The following is a 19,278-nucleotide window of genomic DNA, read 5'->3' as shown; positions in this document are numbered from 1 at the left end:
GCATGCCTTGGTTGACGGTGGATGGATCGCTTCTGCCCGTGGACGGCTTCTCGGCAGGGGACGTCGTCGCCGCGTCTCCGCAAGCGGTCCCGGCACAGACCGAGGCCGTCGCGGCCGACGAAGCGCACGACACCCCCTGGGTCACCATCGTCTGGGACGATCCGGTCAACCTGATGCACTACGTCACCTATGTGTTCCAGAAGCTCTTCGGCTACAGCAAGGCCAAGGCCACCGAGCTGATGATGCAGGTGCACTCCGAGGGCAAGGCCGTGGTGTCGAGCGGAGAGCGCGACGCGATGGAGAACGATGTTCGACGGCTGCACGCGGCCGGTCTGTGGGCCACCATGCAGCAGGACAAGTAACCAGCTCACCACCTCTTCGTCAGTGAAGGACATCAGCAACAGTGCGCACGTGGACGAGACGGAATTCGTTGTCCGGGGTCAAGATAAAATCCGAGATCGATGCGCGTGAGGCTGCCGTGCTTCGGTCTCTCGTCGGCTCGGTTCTCGGATTGCTGCGTGACCGTTCCGCCGCCGCTCCCACCGACGAGCTCGCAGCGCTGACCGGTCTGCGGACCGGCCACAACAGTCCGCCCGAGGATGCCGCGCTGGCCCGGCTGCTGCCGGACTTCCATCGCGCCGATCCCGACCGCGACGAGGAGGATCCGACCGATCTCAACGGGGCTCTCCGAGGACTTCACGAGCCCGAGATCATCGACGAGAAATTGGCTGCCGGATCGATGATCCTGGCCACTGTTCCCGAGTCGGGTGGCAAGATCGTGCTGACCCAGGAGCAGGCGGACGCATGGTTGACCGGCCTCAACGACGTGAGGCTGGCGCTCGGCACGACGTTGGGGATCAGTGCGGACACGCCCGACGTCCTCGACGAGGGTGATCCTCGCGCTCCGCATCTCGACGTGTATCACTGGCTGACCTGGATGCAGGATTCTCTCGTACAGGTCCTCATTCCCTAGGACGCGCGCGTGACCGCTGCATTCCAGACACCCGGACCGCGGGACTCGTTGACCGACGTGGCAGGTCTGCTGGTCGGTCATCATCACGACCTCGACGACGACGCCACGATGGGGTCCGGTTCGGCGACCGGCTGCACCGTCGTACGCGCTCTCGGAGGTGCCACGGCCGCGGTCGACGTTCGCGGCGGCGGGCCGGGAACGCGCGAGACCGATCTGCTCGATCCGAGCCATTCCGTGCAGCACGTCAACGCGATCCTGCTGACCGCGGGCAGTGCCTACGGGCTGGCGGCCGCAGACGGCGTCATGCGGTGGCTGGAAGAGCACGGCCAGGGCATTCCGATGGGCAGTCCCGATCACGTCGTTCCGATCGTGCCGGCCGCAGTGATCTTCGATCTCCCGGTAGGCGACTGGACGGCACGTCCGACGGCGGAGTTCGGTTACCTCGCTGCCGCAGCAGCAGCAACCGAATTCGAGACCGGATCGGTCGGAGCAGGAGTCGGTGCTCGCGCCGGAGTGCTCAAGGGCGGCGTCGGTACCGCCAGCACGGTGATCGAGGGTGGCCCTGCCGACGGAGTCACCGTGGCAGCACTGATGGTGGCCAATCCGGTGGGGGCCGTGTTCGATCCGCGCACGGGGCTGTTGTGGGGAACCGGCACGCTCGGGCCCGCGGCGTTCGGTATGCGCAAGCCCGATGTGAACCAGCTGTGGGCCGCGCTCGCCCTCGAACCCAAGGGCACAGCGCTCAACACCACGATCGGTGTTGTCGCCACCGATGCTGCGCTGTCGTCGGCGTCGTGCAAGAGGATCGCCGTCGCCGGTCACGACGGTCTGGCGCGTGCCGTTCGACCGGCACATTCCCCACTCGACGGCGACACGATCTTCGCCGTATCCACCGGCACCAGACCCGTCGGCCCGGAGTCCTCGGTACCCGCCGCGTTCTCGGTGGAACTCCCGGTACTGGCCGCGGTCACCGAGGCCGCGGCGATCGTCGTCGAGCGCGCCATCGTCCGGGCCCTGCTCGACGCCACCTCGGTGGCCGGCATTCCTACGTATCGCCAGATCTTCACGTCCGCGTTCGGTGGCTCGGGAGTCTGAGGGACTCGGGCGTGTCACCTCTGCCCGGTACCGTGGTGGGACCGAATTCGGAGGCGATCATGAGCGAGATCAGTAACCGTCCTGCCCAGCGTGAGCGTCCGGTCTGGATGCAGGCTGCCATGCTGGTGGGAGTATTCACGGTGCTGCTGTGGGTCATCGAGTTCATCGATGTGGCCAGCGGATCGAGACTCGAACGCAACGGTATCGAGCCGCGCTCGGTCGAGGGGTTGTGGGGCATTCTGTTCGCGCCCGTGCTGCACGACGACTGGCAGCATCTGATCGCCAACACCGTGCCCATCGTCGTACTCGGGTTTCTGGTGCTGCTGTCCGGACCGGCGCGTGGGCTGGCGGCCACCGGGATCATCTGGGTGGTCGGTGGGTTCGGTACCTGGCTCACGGCCTCTTCGTACACCAATACGATCGGTGCCTCGATCCTGATTTTCGGCTTCATCGCCTACCTGCTCGTCCGCGGCTTCTTCACCCGCAGACTCGGCCAACTCGCGATCGGCGTCGTGGTGTTCGTCCTGTACGGCAGCGCCCTGTGGGGCATCCTTCCGAGCGAGCCGAACGTCTCGTGGCAGGGACATCTGTTCGGCGCGGTGGGCGGAGTGGTTGCCGCTCGACTGTTGTCCGCCGATGCGCGGGCCGAGCGGGCGCGGATGAAGTCGCTCGACCGGCCCACTCCGTAGGCGCTGGGTAACTACGGACACAGCTGTCGCCTGCGGTGAATTTCGCCGACTCGCGCTGTGAATACTGCCCGAACGTTTCGAGCGATGCGCTCGGCGTGGCAGCATGGCTTTCATGCGAATTACCGTCCTGGGATGTTCGGGCAGTGTGTCCGGACCCGATTCGCCCGCGTCGGGCTACTTGCTGGAAGAAGAGGAGACCTCCCCGGTCGTCCTCGACTTCGGTCCCGGCATCCTCGGGGCATTGCAGCGCTACGCCGATCCGGGAGATGTGAGTGTTCTGCTCTCACATCTGCATGCCGATCACTGCCTCGACGTTCCGGGGCTGCTGGTGTGGCGGCGCTACCATCCCACTCCGCCGGAGGGACGAGCGATCGTCTACGGACCGAAGGACACGGCGTTCCGGCTCGGCGTCGCCTCGGCCGAGTGCGGTGGGCAGATCGACGACATGTCGGACACCATCGACCTGCGTCGTTGGGTGGACGGCCGCACCGTGGAGTTCGGAAAGTTGTCGATTCTGGCTCGGCAGGTGTTCCATCCGCCGGAGTCCTACGGCATGCGTGTCACCACCGCGCAAGGCCGCACGTTCGCGTACAGCGGAGACACGGGAATGTGCCAGGCGGTGCGAGAACTGGCGGACGGAGCCGACGTGTTCCTGTGCGAGGCGTCCTGGACCGACAGTCCCGAGCGGCCGGAGGGAGTGCACCTGTCCGGAACCGAGGCCGGCCGAATCGCGCGAGATGCAGGGGTGGGGGAGCTGCTGCTCACGCATATTCCGCCGTGGACCTCACGGGAGGATGTCATCGCCGAGGCGAAGGCAGAGTTCAGCGGACCGGTGCACGCGGTACTGCCAGGGGACGTCTTCACCGTCTGACGACGCGCTAGGCTTCGAGTCGTGTCCAGACGAGAAGACGGCAGGGCGGACGACGAGCTCCGCACCATCAAGATCACCCGCGGATTCACCAGCCACCCGGCAGGGTCGGTGCTGGTCGAGTTCGGCAACACCAGGGTGATGTGCACGGCCAGTGTCGAGGAGGGTGTGCCGCGCTGGCGAAAGGGATCCGGTCTCGGCTGGCTCACTGCCGAATACGCGATGCTCCCCGCTGCAACCCACACCCGTAACGGCCGCGAGTCCGTCAAGGGCAAGGTCGGCGGCCGCACCCAGGAAATCTCTCGATTGGTCGGACGCTCACTGCGAGCATGCATCGATCTCGCTGCGATCGGCGAGAACACCATCGCCCTCGACTGCGATGTACTCCAAGCCGACGGTGGTACCCGCACCGCGGCTGTGACCGGCGCGTTCGTCGCTCTCAACGACGCAGTCACCTATCTGCGCGCCGCGGGACGACTGGCCGATCCGCAGCCGATCTCGTGCATGATCGCCGCGGTCAGCGTCGGCGTCGTCGACGGCCGAGTGCGCCTCGATCTGCCCTACGAAGAAGATTCGCGCGCCGAGGTCGACATGAACGTCGTCGCCACCGACACCGGCACGCTGGTGGAAATCCAGGGAACCGGGGAGGGCGCGACGTTCCCGCGCACCACACTCGACAAGTTGCTCGACTCCGCGTTCGTCGGTATCGAGAAATTGTTCGAGGTGCAGAAGGAAGCCTTGGCGTTGCCGTATCCCGGCGAACTGCCCGAGCCTGCAGCCGCGGAATCGAAGAAGAAGTTCGGTGCCTGAGTCGAAGCTTCTGGTAGCGAGCCGGAACGCGAAGAAATTGCGCGAACTCCGGCGGGTGCTCGACGCCGCCGGAGTGGCCGGAATCGAACTGGTGGGCCTGGACGAGGTGCCGCCGTTCCCGGAGGCTCCCGAGACCGGAGCGACCTTCGAGGAGAATGCGCTCGCCAAGGCGCGTGACGGCGCGGCGGCCACCGGAATGCCTTGTGTGGCAGACGATTCCGGGATCGAGATCGATGCCCTGAACGCGATGCCCGGGGTGCTCTCGGCGCGCTGGTCCGGTACGCACGGGCAGGACGAGGCCAACACCGCACTGGTTCTGGCGCAGTTGAGTGACACCCCGGACGAGCGTCGCGGAGCCGCATTCGTCTCGGCGTGTGCCCTGGTGATTCCGGGCGGCACCGAGACGGTGGTCCGGGGCGAATGGCGCGGGGTAGTGGGCCGAGAGCCAATGGGGGAGAACGGCTTCGGCTACGACCCCATCTTCGTGCCCGAGGGCGACGGCCGCAGCGCCGCGCAGCTGAGCCCGGAGGAGAAGGACGCCGCCTCGCATCGTGGTCGCGCGCTTCGCATGCTCGTTCCGAGCCTCGGCGAGCTGGCGAGGCGGTAGCTCGTGGCGATGCGAACCGTTTCGATGCGGACGTCGGTTGTGTTCGCCGCCGCAGCCGCACTGTGCCTGGCGGGCACCCCGGCCGACGCGGCACCCGCAGCCGGCTCCTTCGCCGAGGCTCTCGCCTATTCGATCGCGCATCCTGGCGTGACGCCTCCGGGCGCGAACGATTTCTCGTGTGTTCCGAGTGCGCAGCATCCCGAGCCGGTGGTGCTGGTGCACGGATTCCTGGAGAATTCCTACGACAACTGGGCATCGCTGTCGCCGACGCTGGCCGAGGCCGGATACTGCGTGTTCGCCATCGACTACGGCAACACCGGGCCGGTTCGGGCGTTCGGTGCGCTCGAACCCACTCCCGAGAGTGCCGCGGAACTGTCGATGTTCGTCGATTCCGTACTGGAGGCGACGGGCGCGCAGAAGGTGTCGATCGTGGGGCACTCGAAGGGCGGCACCGTGCCGCGCTACTACGCCCGCTTCCTCGGCGGAGATCGAACGGCGGCACGGATCGTGGCGTTGTCTCCACCGAACCACCCGACGGCGGGCCCGCCGACGCAGGACGACGTGCTCGAGCGTCTGAACGAGGGCAGCGACACCGTCTCGGGTATCGACTACACCACCATCGTCACCCGGTACGACCAGATCGTCGTTCCGTACACGGCCTCGCTGCTCAGCGGCGCGGGAAACACCAACGTGGTGTTGCAGGACCTGTGCCCGGCCAACGTCGTCGAGCACACGGGAATCTCGTACGATCCGCTGGCTCAGCGGCTGGTGCAGAACGCATTGGATCCGGAGAACGCGCAGCCGGTCGACTGCTGACGTCAGACGCCGAAGTCGGCTTTGACCTGCTTGGTGCGCTTGTGCTCGACGTAGAAGGACAGGAACGGGATGGTCCCGGCGAGCAGTGTGCCGATCGTGCGGGCGGCGGGCCACCGCACCTTGATGGCGAGATCCACCGTGAGCACGAGGTACACGAGGTAGACCCAACCGTGCACGACGGCAATCCAATTGGGCACGTTCTCGACCTTGAAAACGTACTTGGCGACCATCTCGGTCACGAGAACGAGCAGCCAGATTCCCGTGGCGTAGGCCAGAACGCGATAGCGCAGCAACGCGGAAGCGATCTTCTGGGTCTTGTTCGCAGACGCCTGCGTCTTGTCCGGTGCCGAACTCACGTGGTGCTCCTGTCGGTCCCGCGGGATTCGTTCAGCTCCGCGAGGTAGCTGTTGTATTCGAGCAGTTGCCTGGCTTCGGGATCGTCGAGGTCCCTGGCGTCGGCCGCCGGGGCCTGCCGCTGGGGGAGCAGGTCGAGGGGCACCTCGGTGGGTCCGTCGGGCCGCACTGCAGCCGCCTCGTCGGAGTCCTCGTCCTCGAGGCGGACGAACTTGCGGTAGGCGTAGACCACGAACACTGCGAACAGGGGCCATTGGAACGCGTATCCGAGGTTCTGACCGTTGCCGCCTACTGCCTCGAAGCGTTCCCACTGCCACCAGCCGAGTCCCAGGCACACCGCCGCGGACACGATGACCAGCGCAATCAGTGCTGGCCGACGGTTCGGGCGGGAAGAAGTCACCCTTCGACGGTACCGGAGGTACTACTACTGGAGGTAGTCGCGTGCTGCGGCCCGGCGGTGATTCTCACCATGGACGGCTCGGGTGCGACTCATGCCCGACGACGGTTGGCCCGTGCCTGGGCGAGTTGCTCGGCCCCTGGCCCGGTCACGTCGGTGAGAGCGCTGCTCCGTCCGGTCAGAACCAGTGCCAGGGTGCCGGCCGTTCCTTCGATGACCGGGCCCTCGCCACGGCTCCAGTCGAGATCGGTCGCGCGCCATTGCAGCCGAAGTTCGGGGCCTTTGAACGGTGCCGCGCCGGTTGCGGGTACCAGGGAGTCGAGCATGGTGATCATGCGTTGCTCGGGGACGTGGTGTTCGATGCCCAGCGGCCTGCACACGTCGAGTCCGTGCACGATAACGTCGGACAAGGGGGCGAGCGGACCGTGGCCGGGCGGGGTGAATTTCTTGTCTGCGTGAGCGGTGAGCAAGGCGGGCAAGTCGTCCTCGTGCTCGCGACGAACGCGCGTGGTCATCAGTTGATTGGCGCGGTCGAAATTGCCGCGCGTACGCACCATGACCAGTCCGAACTGCCAGAGCGGGACGATCAGCGGCACCACCAGATGGGCGGCGACGTCGCGGACCGTCCAGGCCTCGCACAGCGAGGGTGTGTCCCATTGTTCGGGAGTGAGAGTCTCGAGAGTCGTTGCGAGAGAACGTCGTTCGTCGGAAATCTCGGCGAAGATCGCGTCGTCGTCGGGGTTGCTGGACATTCGAGCCGCCTTCACACGTCGGAACCTGCAGAAGTCTCGAGAAAATCCGGGTCGAACGACCGTCGTGCGCGAGGGGGGACTTGAACCCCCACGTCCGAAGACACTGGAACCTAAATCCAGCGCGTCTGCCAATTCCGCCACTCGCGCGTGCCGATGAAGTCTACAACCTGGGCGGTCACCGTCGCCGGTGCGGGCGAACGTTGCAGGTGTACACCGTACGGCGCCCGCTACACTCGGCGAGTGGCATCGAAAAAGGACGTCCCCTTCGACCCGGCCCGGACCCTCGGGCTGCTGTGGCGAGTCGACGCCAAGCCGAGTCGCACCGGACTGAGCGTGGATGCGATCGTCGACGCCGCCATCGAACTGGCCGATGCGAACGGCCTCGAGTCGGTATCGATGCGGAACGTGGCCGAGCATCTCGGGGTCGGCGCGATGTCGCTCTACACGCATGTGCCGGGTCGGGAGGACCTGGCCGATCTGATGATCGATCGAGCGCTTGCAGGTCTCTACTCTCGCGTCGACGAGCCGTCCTCCGTAGCCGGCGGATGGCGTTCCGCGATGCACTTCGTCGCCGAGTGCAATTGGACTCTGTACCAACGGCATTCGTGGCTCCTCGAAGCGGAGGGTGCACGCCCCGTGCTCGGTCCGCACACCAACGACAAATACGAGGCCGAGTTGCGCCCCCTGGTCGGCATCGGCCTGAGCGACGTCGAGATCGACTCCGTTCTCACGCTGGTACTCACTCACGTCTCCGGAACCGCGCGAGCCCTCGCCGGCGTGGCGCGTGTCAAGGAACAGTCGGGCATGTCCGACGCCCAGTGGTGGGCGGCTACCGCGCCGATCCTCGAACGGGTCATGGAGCGCGAACGATTTCCGGTGTCGTCTCGGATCGGGACGGCCGCGGCGACGTCGTACGACGCCGCCAGCGACCCCGTGCACGCCTACCGGTTCGGGTTGGAGTGCATTCTCGACGGCGTGGAGGCACTGGTGTCTCGCGGTCAGGATGCCGATCGCAGTTCCGCTTCGGAGTGACGCTGCTTCGGCTTGCGTGATTTGTGCTGGTATCGCCACACGGCATGCTCGAGCGAGGCGAGATCGGTGCCGAGTGCGTTCGCTGCCGCTGTGAGGATCACGGGGGAGCGGTCCTCGGCGATTCCGGCGGCGAGGTTCCGGTGGAGGGGTTCGAGAGCGTCGGCGACGAACGAGTTCGAATGGGCGGTCGCCTTGTCGGTACGCACGCCGAGATTGACGAGCATGCACTCCCAGGTGGTCTCGCCGAGACCGGGGATCGCGCGGAACGCCTCGAATTGTTCTTTCGTGTGCTGCTCGAAGTCGGTCGAACAGCTCAACCCCACCGAGATCAACGTCTGTGCCGCTACGGCTGCAGCAGCTGCCTTGGTTCGACTGTTTCCCGGAACCAGTTGACGGTTGGACAGAATCTCCACGGGTAGATCCGGAGTAGTGGTCAGTTCGGCGAGGGTTGTCAAGTCGTCGAGTCGGTTATCGCCGCGATGCGATCTCCATCGTTGGACCACCGCGCGGACCCCGCTGGTCGGGCTCCCGTACGGAGCCCGTGCGGAAAAGATCGCATCCAGCAACGCCGCCTCGCTCTCGCCGCGCCATCCCGGTGTCCAATGCGGCGAACGCGATTGCGGCACATGCGATTCGATGTGCAGAATCATCGCGTCGAGTTCGTCCACGGTGCAGATGTCCGTTACCGATGAATACATGAATTCCCCCCGGAGTTCGTCGACCGCTCTCGGCGATGAGCGGCTCGTTCGCACAAGGTAGAGGACCGCACCGACAAGGTCGCGTGGCGCTCGTCTGTGCTCGAGATCACATCACGAAAAGATAACGAAAAATGCGAGGCTTTCCTCATGTTCTGACGTCGCTCCCGATGCTCTCGCCAGCGTGGATGCGGGTTACCGATGAGTCGGGTAAACAAAAAGTAAAGCCGGTTCGAGCGACGTACTCGCTGGTAGCACTCGGACGTCCGAGCAAACCTGAGGATTTCCTCATGATTTTGTGTCAACCTTGAGCAGCGCGGAGAAGACCTGTCGACGAGGACCGGCTCACCGCTTCGACCCTGTTGCCCACGACGCGCCAGGGCAGTCATCACAGCGAACGCCCCGACCCCCGAGGCGTCCACGAGAGGAATCTTCAGCCTTGACGATCAACGAGAGCACACCATCACACGGACGAGGTTCGCGAAGCACCGGCAACGCAGACAAATCCCCTAGAAGCAATGGCGGCTCTCGGACTCTGGCAGATCGTTTCGCCGCGGGCGAGCCGTACGCACTGGCCTTCGGTGGCCAGGGTGCACCGTGGCTCAGCTCCCTCGAAGAACTGGCTCGCGACTCCGCGCTCGAACCCGAACTGACCGATCTCGTCAACGAGGCTGCAGTCACTCTCGCACCCGTTGCCGACGAGCTGCTGGTCGTACGCTCGGTCGGCTTCGACCCGATCGGCTGGATGCTCGAACAGGACCTCGCCGACGACGACACCGCCGGCTCGTACGGACCCTCCGAGGCTGCACTGACCTCCGCTGCCGTCTCGCTGCCCGGAGTGTTCCTCACTCAGGTCGCGGCACTGCGCGCACTGAAGTTGCAGGGACTCGATCCCGCCCAGAGCCCGCCGGTCAAGGTCGTCGGACACTCGCAGGGTCTCATCGCCGCCGAATCCGTCGCAGCGGACGGCGCGAAGGACGCGAGCTTCCTCGCGATCGCCCAGCTCGTGGGTGCCGCTGCAGGTCTCGTCGGCCGCCGCCGCGGCATCATCGGTGCCGGAGACCGCGCGCCGATGGTCTCGGTTGCCAACGTCGAACCCGCACGACTGCAGTCGATCATCGCCGAACTCGCGATCGCCGGAGCGCCGGAGCGATCCGCAGCCCTCGCCATCCGCAACGGCCGCCGTCGCGTCGTGCTCTCGGGACCTCCCGCCCAGCTGGCCCGCGTGCAGGAGAAGTGCGAGCAGATCGCTGCCGAGGAAGAGCGCGACCGCGACGCCAAGAAGCGTGGCGGTGCCGTGTTCGCCCCGGTCTTCGAGCAGCTTCCCGTCGAGATCGGCTTTCATCATCCCGCCCTGGCAGACGCTGTCGAACTCGTCAGCGCCTGGGCACAGCGTTGTGGACTCGATGTCGAGCTCGCACGCGACCTCGCGCAGAAGATCCTCGTGGACTCCGTCGATTGGGTCGACGCCATCGACGGTGTCGTCGACGCCGGTGCCGACTGGATTCTCGATCTCGGCCCAGGCGACCTGCTCACCCGCATGACCACTCCGGCACTGCGCGGACAGGGCGTCGGCATCATCGCCGCGTCCTCACGCGGAGGCCACCGCAACCTGCTCACCCCGGGAGCTGCTCCCGAGGTCCAGCCCGCATGGTCTGCCTACGCCCCCACGCCGGTCACGCTGCCCGACGGCCGAGTCGTGGTCGAGACCTCGTTCACCAAGATGACCGGACGTTCGCCGATCCTGCTCGCAGGCATGACGCCGACGACGGTCGACGCGAAGATCGTTGCCGCAGCCGCCAATGCAGGCCACTGGGCCGAGCTGGCCGGTGGCGGCCAGGTCACCGAGGACATCTTCACCGATCGTGTCGCCGAGCTCTCCACCCTCCTCGAGCCCGGCCGCGCCATCCAGTTCAACTCTCTCTTCCTCGACCCGTACCTGTGGAAGCTGCAGCTCGGCGGACGCCGTATCGTGCAGCGCGCTCGCGCAGCGGGTGCGGCCATCGACGGCGTCGTCGTCACCGCAGGCATCCCTGAGCTCGACGAGGCCGTGGCTCTCATCGAAGAGTTGTCCGAGGCCGGAATCAGCTACGTCTCGTTCAAGCCCGGCACCGTCGCGCAGATTCGCGCCGTCATCCGCATCGCCAACGAGGTTCCGTCCTACCAGGTCAACGTTCACATCGAGGGTGGCCGCGCAGGCGGACACCACTCGTGGGAGGACCTCGACGACCTGCTGCTGACCACCTACGCCGAGCTGCGGTCACGGCCCAACCTCGTCGTCTGCGTCGGCGGCGGCATCGGCACCCCCGAGCGGGCAGCGGAGTACCTCACCGGTACCTGGTCGGCCGTCCACGGCTACCCGAAGATGCCGCTCGACGGAATCCTCGTCGGCACCGCAGCGATGGCGACCCTGGAGGCCACGACGGCTCCCGAGGTCAAGCAGCTTCTGGTCGACACCCCCGGAACCCCCGACTGGGTCGGTGCCGGTACCGCCAACGGCGGAATGGCCTCGGGCCGAAGTCAGCTCGGTGCCGACATCCACGAGATCGACAATGCGGCATCTCGGTGCGGCCGACTGCTCGACGAGGTCGCCGGCAACGCCGACGCCGTGGCCGAGCGTCGTGACGAGATCATCGCCGCACTCGACGGCACCGCGAAGCCCTTCTTCGGTGACGTCGCCGACATGACGTACCAGCAGTGGCTCGTTCGCTACCTCGACCTGGCCGTCGGAACCGACTCGCGCAGCGAATTCGACTGCGGCGGTGAGTTCACCGATGCCGTGACCGAGGCACGCGAATCCGTGTGGCTCGACATCACCTGGCGGACACGCTTCCTGGAGATGCTGCAGCGTGCCGAGGCTCGCCTGCATCCGGTCGATCGCGGACCCATCCCCACCCTGTTCGCCGACGCCGAGGTTCTCGAACGCCCACGCGCCGCACTGAAGTCGCTGCTCGCGCAGTTCCCCGACGCCGCCGACGTGGTTCTGCACCCGGCCGACATCACCTTCTTCACCTCGCTGTGCCGCATGCCCGGTAAGCCGGTCAACTTCGTCCCCGTCGTCGACGGCGATGTGCGTCGTTGGTGGCGCAGTGACTCGCTGTGGCAGGCACACGACGCCCGCTACTCGGCCGATCAGGTCTGCATCATCCCCGGTACCGTCGCCGTCGCGGGTATCACTCGCGTCGACGAGCCCGTGGGCGAGCTTCTCGATCGCTTCGAGAAGGCCACCGCAGATCAGCTGCTCGCCGAGGGCATCGAGCCCACGGCCGTCGCCAGCCGTCGCCACGCCGAGATCGCACCCGGACTGCTGGGTATCGTGCTGGCTGCTCCCGACGTCACCTGGGCCTCGCGCATGACGCAGAACCCCGTTGCACGCCTGGGTGATCCGGCCGACTGGACCGTGGAATCCGAGACCGTCGCGGCGCACCCGCAGACCGGCTCGTCGCTCACCGTGCTCGATTCCGAGCACGTGGAGCTGCTGGTTCCGCTCGCTCCGGGCAAGGAAGTTCGCATCCGCCTGACGGTTCCGGCCTCGACGATCGACGGTGGCGCGCCCGTCGTCACCGCACAGGACGCCCAGCAGGCCATGTCGGCTCTGCTCGGAGTTGCTGCAGGCCAGGAACTTCCGGCTGTCAAGAGCGGCGTTGCCCGGCTGAACATCGCGTGGATCCCCGATCTGATCGCCGACCACGCAGGCGTCACCGGATCCGGACTGCCGGACTCGCTGACCGTCAGTGGCAAGGCCGTTCCCGACGTCCTCGTCGGTGCCTGCTGGCCCGCCGTCTTCGCCGTCCTGGGTGCCACTCGCAACGCCGAAGGCATCGACGTCATCGAAGGCATGCTCGACCTGGTGCACCTCGATCACAGCGTCGCCCTGGTCGGCGAATTGCCCACCGACACCTCCATTCTCGTGGTCAAGGCCGCGGCCGGAGAGGTGCTCGACACCGATCTCGGCCGCGTCGTCGAGGTCACCGTCGAGATCGGTGCCATGCTCGGTGAGGGGCTCGACGCTCCCGCCGTCGCAACTCTGGTGGAGCGCTTCGCCATTCGCGGACGCACCGGCAAGGGCGAGCTCGTCGACCCGGCTCGCGCCGGTGGCTCGGTGAGCGCCGACGCACAGGACACCCCGCGTCGTCGCCGTCGTCAGGCCACCATCGTCGCCCCTCGCAACATGGCCGCGTTCGCTCAGGTCTCGGGCGACCACAACCCGATTCACACCTCCGACGCCGCGGCTCTGCTCGCCGGTCTCGGCAGCCCGATCGTGCACGGCATGTGGCTCTCGGCCGCTGCCCAGCAGACGGTCACCGCAGTCGACCACGCGGACACCAAGACTCCGCCGCGTCGCCTCACCGCATGGACCGCACGCTTCCTCGGCATGGTTCGACCCGGAGCCGAGATCGACGTTCGCGTCGACCGCACCGGATTCGACCAGGGTGCCGAACTGATCGAGGTCTCCTGCCGTGTCGCAGGAGAACTGGTCATGGTCGCCACCGCTCGCACCGCGCCGCCGAAGACCGTCTACGCCTTCCCGGGCCAGGGCATCCAGCGTGCGGGCATGGGCCTGGACGCACGGTCTCGCTCGAAGGCCGCACGTGAGGTGTGGGAGCGTGCCGACAAGCACACCCGCAGCGCGCTCGGCTTCTCCATTCTCGCTGTGGTGCGCGACAACCCGACGTCGCTCAGGGCGCGGGGCGTCACGCACAAGCATCCCGACGGTGTGCTGCACCTGACCCAGTTCACCCAGGTCGCGATGGCCGTTCTCGGCGTCGCACAGGTGGCCGAACTGCGTGAATCCGGTGCGTTCGTGGAGAACTCGATCCTCGCCGGCCACTCCGTCGGTGAGTACAACGCCCTCGCAGCCGTAGCCGGCGTGCTCCCGCTCGAAGCCGTCCTCGAGGTCGTCTTCCAGCGTGGATCGGCCATGCACGCGCTCGTTCCGCGTGATGCCAGCGGCCGCAGCGACTACCGCATGGCAGCGATCCGCCCGTCGCAGATCGGCCTGGCCGACGAGGACGTACAGGGCTTCGTCGCCGGTGTCGCGGCAGAATCCGGTGAATTCCTTGAGATCGTCAACCTCAACCTGCGCGGCTCGCAGTACGCCATCGCAGGCACGGTTGCCGGCCTCGGCGAGCTGGAGAAGAAGATCGCGATCCGCCGTGCCGAGTTCGGTGGCAAGGCCGCCTACATCATGGTTCCCGGCATCGACGTGCCGTTCCACTCCACGGTGCTGCGTGGCGGAGTCGACGACTTCCGCAATCGCCTCCAGACTCTGCTCCCCGAGCAGATCGATCCGGCGATCCTGGTGGGTCGCTACATCCCGAACCTGGTGCCCAAGCCGTTCTCGCTCGAGCGCGAGTTCGTTCAGGAGATCGCCGATCTGGTTCCGTCCGAGCCGCTGAACGCCGTTCTCGCGGAGTTCGATTCGTGGGCTGCTCGGCCGAGCGACCTGTGCCGCGTGATTCTGACCGAGCTGCTTGCTTGGCAGTTCGCCAGCCCGGTGCGCTGGATCGAGACCCAGGACCTGCTGTTCGCAGACGAGTCCGACGGTGGCATGGGTGTCGAGCGCTTCGTCGAGATCGGCCTCGGTGCAACTCCGACCGTGGCGAACCTCGCGTCGCAGACCCTCAAGCTGCCGGGCCGCTTTGGCCACCCGGTCGAGGTACTGAACCTCGAGCGCGAGGCTGCGATCATCTACGGCACCGACACCGACCCGGCTCCGGCCGACGAGGAAGAGTCGGCACCGGTGGAGGCCGCTGCTCCGGCAGCAGCTTCGGCCCCTGCCGCGGCACCCGCGCCCGCTCCGGCCGCAGCACCGTCCGGCGGACCTCGTCCGGACGACATCGCGTTCGTCGCGGCCGATGCGACCAAGATCCTCATCGGTCTGTGGACCAAGCTGCAGCTCGATCAGATCGGGCCCGCCGACACCATCGAGGCACTGTGCGACGGCGTGTCCTCGCGTCGTAACCAGCTGCTCGTCGACCTCGGTTCCGAGCTCTCGCTCGGTGCCATCGACGGCGCAGCCGATGCCGACATGGGTGCGCTCTCGGGCACGGTGAACAAGCTGGCTCGTACCTACAAGCCGTTCGGTCCGGTGCTCAGCGACTCCATCAACGACCACCTCCGCAAGGTCTTCGGCCCCTCGGGTCGACGCCCGGCCTCGATCGCCGATCGCGTCAAGAAGACCTGGGAACTGGGCGACGGCTGGGCGCACCACGTCACCGCCGAGGTCGCTCTCGGTACCCGTGACGGTGCCTCGGTTCGTGGTGGCGCACTCGGCGGCCTGGCCGACGGCGCTCTCGCCGACGGCAACGCAGTCGACAACGTCATCGACGCGGCCGTGGCCGCGGTGGCCGCACGCCGCGGCGTCGCAGTCTCGATGCCGCAGGCAGGCGGCGGGGCCGGCGGAACCGTCGACGCTGCTGCTCTCGGTGAGTTCACCGAGCACATCACCGGCCGCGACGGCGTCCTCGCCTCCGCAGCCCGGCTGGTACTCGAGCAGCTCGGACTCGCCGATGCTCCCAACGCAGTGCTGGCCGAGAATCCCGATGCCGCTCTGGTCGAGCTGGTTTCGGCCGAGCTGGGATCCGACTGGCCTCGCCTCGTCGCCCCGGCGTTCGACGCCAAGCGCGCCGTCCTGATCGACGACCGATGGGCAACCGCCCGTGAGGATCTGGCCCGGTTGTGGCTCGGTACCGCAGGCGACATCTCGGTCGAGTCCTTCGCCGGCGCAGGCAATGCCGTTGCGTCGCAGGCACAGTGGTGGAAGGCCAAGGCCGACCACGAGAACAAGACCGTGCTCGCCGAGACCTTCGGACGCATCTCCGGCATCGCGGTCGCATCCGAGGACAAGGGCCAGTGGTCCGACGAGGTCGCAGTGGTCACCGGCGGCAGCAAGGGCTCCATCGCAGCTGCGGTGACAGCCAAGCTGCTGGCCGGGGGAGCGACGGTCTTCGTCACCACCTCCAGGCTCGACGACGAGCGACTCGGCTTCTACCGCAGCCTCTACCGCGACAACGCACGCAGCGGAGCATCGCTGTGGGTGGTTCCGGCCAACATCGCGTCGTACACCGACGTCGATGCGCTCATCGAGTGGATCGGCAGCGACTTCGTCGACACTGCTGGTGGCGCGAAGACCTTGGTCAAGGCCGCAGCGACGCCGACGATGCTGTTCCCGTTCGCCGCACCGCGGGTCATGGGCGAGATGTCCGACGCCGGAGCTCGCGCCGAGATGGAAATGCGCGTGCTGCTCTGGTCGGTCGAACGGTTGATCGGCGGACTGTCCAAGGTCGGTCACGACACCGACATCGACACCCACCTGCACGTGGTGCTGCCGGGATCGCCGAACCGCGGAATGTTCGGTGGCGACGGTGCCTACGGTGAATCGAAGGCTGCACTCGATGCTGTTGTCGCCAAGTGGGGCTCGGAGAAGAACTGGGCCGAGCGGGTGTCCATCGCCCACGCTCACATCGGGTGGGTGCGCGGCACCGGCCTGATGGGTGGCAACGATCCCATCGTCGAGGCCGTCGAGGCCGAGGGTGTACGCACCTGGTCCACCGACGAGATGGCGACCGAGCTGCTCGAACTGTGCACGCCTGCCGCTCGCCGACAGGCTGCGCAGGAGCCGATCGTCGCCGATCTCACGGGCGGGCTGGCCAACACCAAGCTCAACCTCGTCGAACTCGCTCGAGACGCAGCTGCGGCCGTGGCTGAGAAGACCGAAGAGGTCGTGGACAGTTCGGTTATCGCGGCACTGCCCGCACCGCCGCGGCTGTCGACGACGACCACCGCTCCGGCGTGGCCGACACTCGATGTCGACCCGAAAGACCTCGTCGTCATCGTCGGTGCGGGCGAGCTCGGACCGTACGGTTCGGCACGTACCCGCTTCGAGATGGAGGTCGACGAGCAGCTCTCTGCCGCAGGCGTTCTCGAACTAGCGTGGAACACCGGCCTGATCGCCTGGGAGAACGATCCAAAGCCGGGTTGGTATGACATCGAGTCCGGTGACCTGGTGCCCGAGGAGGACATCGCCGACAAGTACCACGACATCGTGGTCGAGAAGTGCGGCATCCGCACCTACGGCGACGACGGCGCGATGGTCGGCAACACCGCTCCGCTGATGACCTCGGTCTTCCTCGACAACGACCTGACGTTCGTGGTCGGAACCGAGATCGACGCCCGGTCGTTCGCAGCAGCGGATCCCGAGCACACGCTGATCACGCCGGTCCCGGATTCGAGCGACTGGCAGGTCACCCGCAAGGCGGGCACCGAGATTCGCGTCCCGCGCAAGATGAAGCTCACTCGCACCGTCGGTGGGCAGATTCCGACCGGATTCGACCCGACCAAGTGGGGCATCTCGCCCGACATGGCCAGCTCGGTCGACCGTGTCGCACTGTGGAACATCGTCACCACGGTCGACGCGTTCATCTCCTCGGGCTTCAACCCGTCGGAACTCATGCGCTGGGTGCACCCCACGCTGGTGGCCAACACACAGGGCACCGGCATGGGCGGCATGGAGTCCATGCGCTCGCTGTACATCGACACCCTGCTCGGTGATGCTCGTGCGAACGACATCCTGCAGGAGGCTCTGCCGAATGTCGTTGCTGCGCACGTGGTCCAGTCGTACATCGGTAGCTACGGCGCGATGGTTCACCCCGTCGCCGCCTGCGCCACCGCGGCCGTCTCCGTCGAAGAAGGCGTCGACAAGATCAAGCTGGGCAAGGCGCAGCTCGTGGTCGCCGGCGGCTTCGACGACCTGAGCAACGAAGGCATCATCGGCTTCGGTGACATGTCGGCCACGGCGGACTCGGCAGCGATGACCGCCAAGGGCATCAGCGATCGGCGGTTCTCGCGGGCGAACGACCGCAGGCGCGGTGGTTTCGTCGAATCCCACGGCGGCGGAACGATTCTGCTCGCTCGCGGCGACCTGGCACTTGAGATGGGCCTGCCGGTCCTCGGAGTGGTGGCCTACGCACAGTCGTACGGCGACGGAGTGCACACCTCCATCCCGGCTCCGGGACTCGGTGCGCTCAGTGCCGGTCGCGGCGGAAAGGATTCGGCGCTCGCACTCTCGCTCAACGCACTCGGCGTCAGCGCAGACGACGTGGCCGTGATCTCCAAGCACGACACCTCCACCGCAGCCAACGACCCCAACGAGGCGGAACTGCACACCCGCCTCGCCAAGGCCATCGGCCGTTCGGACGGCGCTCCGCTGTTCGTCGTCTCGCAGAAGAGCCTCACCGGACACTCGAAGGGTGGAGCGGCTGCCTGGCAGCTGATCGGCCTGTGCCAGGTGCTGGCGAACGGTGTCATCCCGCCGAACCGCAGCCTCGACTGCGTCGACGACAAGATGACCGCGTTCGAGCATCTGGTGTGGGCACGGGAGCCGCTGCGCTTCGGTGACTCGGTGCCGCTCAAGGCAGGTCTGCTCACGTCCCTCGGATTCGGCCACGTGTCCGGACTCATCGCCCTGGTGCACCCGCAGGCATTCGTCGAGGCCGTTCCGGCGGACCGGCGTGCGGAGTACATCGCGAAGGCGAACGAGCGCCGGATCGCCGGTCAACGCAGGCTGATCTCCGCGATGGTGGGGGGAGACTCCCTCTACGAGCGGCCCGACGATCGACGGCTCGGACATGACGGGACGCCGGCCAAGACGTCACGTGAACTGGAGGCGAACGTGTTGCTCAACGAGTCCGCTCGCCTCGGCGAGGACGACGTCTACTCCTCCGGTCTGCCGGGTGCCATCTGATGGCGATCCTGGGAGTGGGTTTCGACCTGGTGACGGTGTCCGACTTCGCCGAGCAGATGGAGAAGGTCGGCACGACGATGATCCGCGACAGCTTCACCGCGGGCGAGCGCCGTCATGCCGCGACGAAGAGTTCCGATCCGACCCGCCACTACGCAGCACGGTGGGCGGCCAAGGAAGCAGTGCTGAAGGCATGGGCGACATCGCGATTCGCTCGGCCGCCGCAGATCGGTGACAACCCGTATCCGCTGATCGAGGTGGTCAACGATGCGTGGGGCCGGCCGTCCATCAAGTTGCACGGGATGGCGCAGGAGTTCCTGCCGACGGTGAAGATTCATCTGTCGCTGACGCACGACGGTGACATCGCCGCTGCCGTGGCCATTCTGGAGGAGTGAGTTCGCTCCGACAACGAGTCAGGCCCGTCCGATCCAGGTGATCGGGCGGGCCT

15 protein-coding genes and 1 tRNA gene are annotated in these 19,278 nt (G+C 66.7%); 11 read left to right on the top strand and 5 right to left on the bottom strand.

Going from position 1 to position 19,278, the window contains the following annotated elements:
- Nucleotides 1-2 precede the first annotated feature (2 nt).
- From clpS to CH274_RS15715, 8 genes are all read left to right on the top strand, one after another.
- Nucleotides 3-362 (top strand): ATP-dependent Clp protease adapter ClpS, encoded by a 360-nt coding sequence (gene clpS, locus CH274_RS15750; RefSeq protein WP_176459275.1) that lies wholly within the window; start codon nt 3-5, stop codon nt 360-362.
- Nucleotides 363-403: 41 nt separating this feature from the next.
- Entirely contained in the window at nt 404-973 is a 570-nt protein-coding gene (aosR, locus tag CH274_RS15745; RefSeq protein ID WP_032394662.1) for an oxidative stress transcriptional regulator AosR, read from the top strand.
- Nucleotides 974-982: 9 nt separating this feature from the next.
- Nucleotides 983-2,068 (top strand): P1 family peptidase, encoded by a 1,086-nt coding sequence (locus CH274_RS15740; protein ID WP_094658004.1) that lies wholly within the window; start codon nt 983-985, stop codon nt 2,066-2,068.
- A 59-nt stretch (nt 2,069-2,127) separates the two neighbouring features.
- Nucleotides 2,128-2,757 (top strand): rhomboid family intramembrane serine protease, encoded by a 630-nt coding sequence (locus tag CH274_RS15735; RefSeq protein ID WP_094658059.1) that lies wholly within the window; start codon nt 2,128-2,130, stop codon nt 2,755-2,757.
- 112 nt (nt 2,758-2,869) lie between these two features.
- The gene (locus CH274_RS15730; RefSeq protein WP_176459274.1) at nt 2,870-3,628 is read left to right on the top strand and encodes a cyclic nucleotide-degrading phosphodiesterase; all 759 of its coding nucleotides are present in this window, start codon (nt 2,870-2,872) and stop codon (nt 3,626-3,628) included.
- A gap of 21 nt (nt 3,629-3,649) precedes the next feature.
- On the top strand, nt 3,650-4,435 hold the full coding sequence (gene rph / locus CH274_RS15725; RefSeq protein WP_045194515.1) for a ribonuclease PH: 786 nt from the start codon (nt 3,650-3,652) through the stop codon (nt 4,433-4,435).
- Entirely contained in the window at nt 4,428-5,042 is a 615-nt protein-coding gene (gene rdgB, locus CH274_RS15720) for an RdgB/HAM1 family non-canonical purine NTP pyrophosphatase (protein ID WP_094631379.1), read from the top strand. The genes rph and rdgB overlap by 8 nt, the downstream gene beginning before the upstream one ends.
- A 9-nt stretch (nt 5,043-5,051) precedes the next feature.
- The gene (locus tag CH274_RS15715) at nt 5,052-5,858 is read left to right on the top strand and encodes an esterase/lipase family protein (RefSeq protein ID WP_094658058.1); all 807 of its coding nucleotides are present in this window, start codon (nt 5,052-5,054) and stop codon (nt 5,856-5,858) included.
- A gap of 2 nt (nt 5,859-5,860) precedes the next feature.
- Here CH274_RS15715 and CH274_RS15710 read toward each other — a convergent pair whose 3' ends face one another.
- The 4 genes from CH274_RS15710 to CH274_RS15695 form a co-directional block, all read right to left on the bottom strand.
- Nucleotides 5,861-6,214, bottom strand: a complete 354-nt coding sequence (locus CH274_RS15710; protein ID WP_032394657.1) for a DUF3817 domain-containing protein — start codon at nt 6,212-6,214, stop codon at nt 5,861-5,863.
- Complete coding sequence (locus CH274_RS15705) at nt 6,211-6,612, bottom strand: glucitol operon activator (protein ID WP_032394656.1); 402 nt, start codon at nt 6,610-6,612, stop codon at nt 6,211-6,213. The genes CH274_RS15710 and CH274_RS15705 overlap by 4 nt, the downstream gene beginning before the upstream one ends.
- Before the next feature lie 89 nt (nt 6,613-6,701).
- Nucleotides 6,702-7,361 carry a maleylpyruvate isomerase family mycothiol-dependent enzyme gene (locus CH274_RS15700; protein ID WP_032394807.1) on the bottom strand — a complete coding sequence of 220 codons (660 nt, stop codon included), beginning with the start codon at nt 7,359-7,361 and terminating at the stop codon, nt 6,702-6,704.
- A gap of 65 nt (nt 7,362-7,426) precedes the next feature.
- Nucleotides 7,427-7,508 (bottom strand) — tRNA-Leu (locus CH274_RS15695).
- 93 nt (nt 7,509-7,601) lie between these two features.
- On the opposite strand from CH274_RS15695, the gene CH274_RS15690 reads away from it, so the two are divergent.
- A complete protein-coding gene (locus CH274_RS15690; RefSeq protein WP_094658003.1) occupies nt 7,602-8,393 on the top strand; it encodes a TetR/AcrR family transcriptional regulator in 792 nt (263 codons plus the stop codon).
- Here CH274_RS15690 and CH274_RS15685 read toward each other — a convergent pair.
- Nucleotides 8,360-9,091 (bottom strand): hypothetical protein, encoded by a 732-nt coding sequence (locus tag CH274_RS15685; protein WP_094647407.1) that lies wholly within the window; start codon nt 9,089-9,091, stop codon nt 8,360-8,362. The genes CH274_RS15690 and CH274_RS15685 overlap by 34 nt on opposite strands.
- 436 nt (nt 9,092-9,527) lie before the next feature.
- On the opposite strand from CH274_RS15685, the gene CH274_RS15680 reads away from it, so the two are divergent.
- Nucleotides 9,528-18,833 (top strand): type I polyketide synthase, encoded by a 9,306-nt coding sequence (locus CH274_RS15680; RefSeq protein ID WP_094658002.1) that lies wholly within the window; start codon nt 9,528-9,530, stop codon nt 18,831-18,833.
- Nucleotides 18,833-19,225 carry a holo-ACP synthase AcpS gene (gene acpS / locus CH274_RS15675; protein ID WP_008715184.1) on the top strand — a complete coding sequence of 131 codons (393 nt, stop codon included), beginning with the start codon at nt 18,833-18,835 and terminating at the stop codon, nt 19,223-19,225. The genes CH274_RS15680 and acpS overlap by 1 nt, the downstream gene beginning before the upstream one ends.
- Nucleotides 19,226-19,278: the final 53 nt, after the last annotated feature.

It is taken from the genome of Rhodococcus sp. 06-418-5, from assembly GCF_002258285.1.
In the GTDB taxonomy this organism is placed as follows: Bacteria; Actinomycetota; Actinomycetes; order Mycobacteriales; family Mycobacteriaceae; genus Rhodococcoides.
This window is presented reverse-complemented; position numbering and strand designations above follow the sequence as displayed.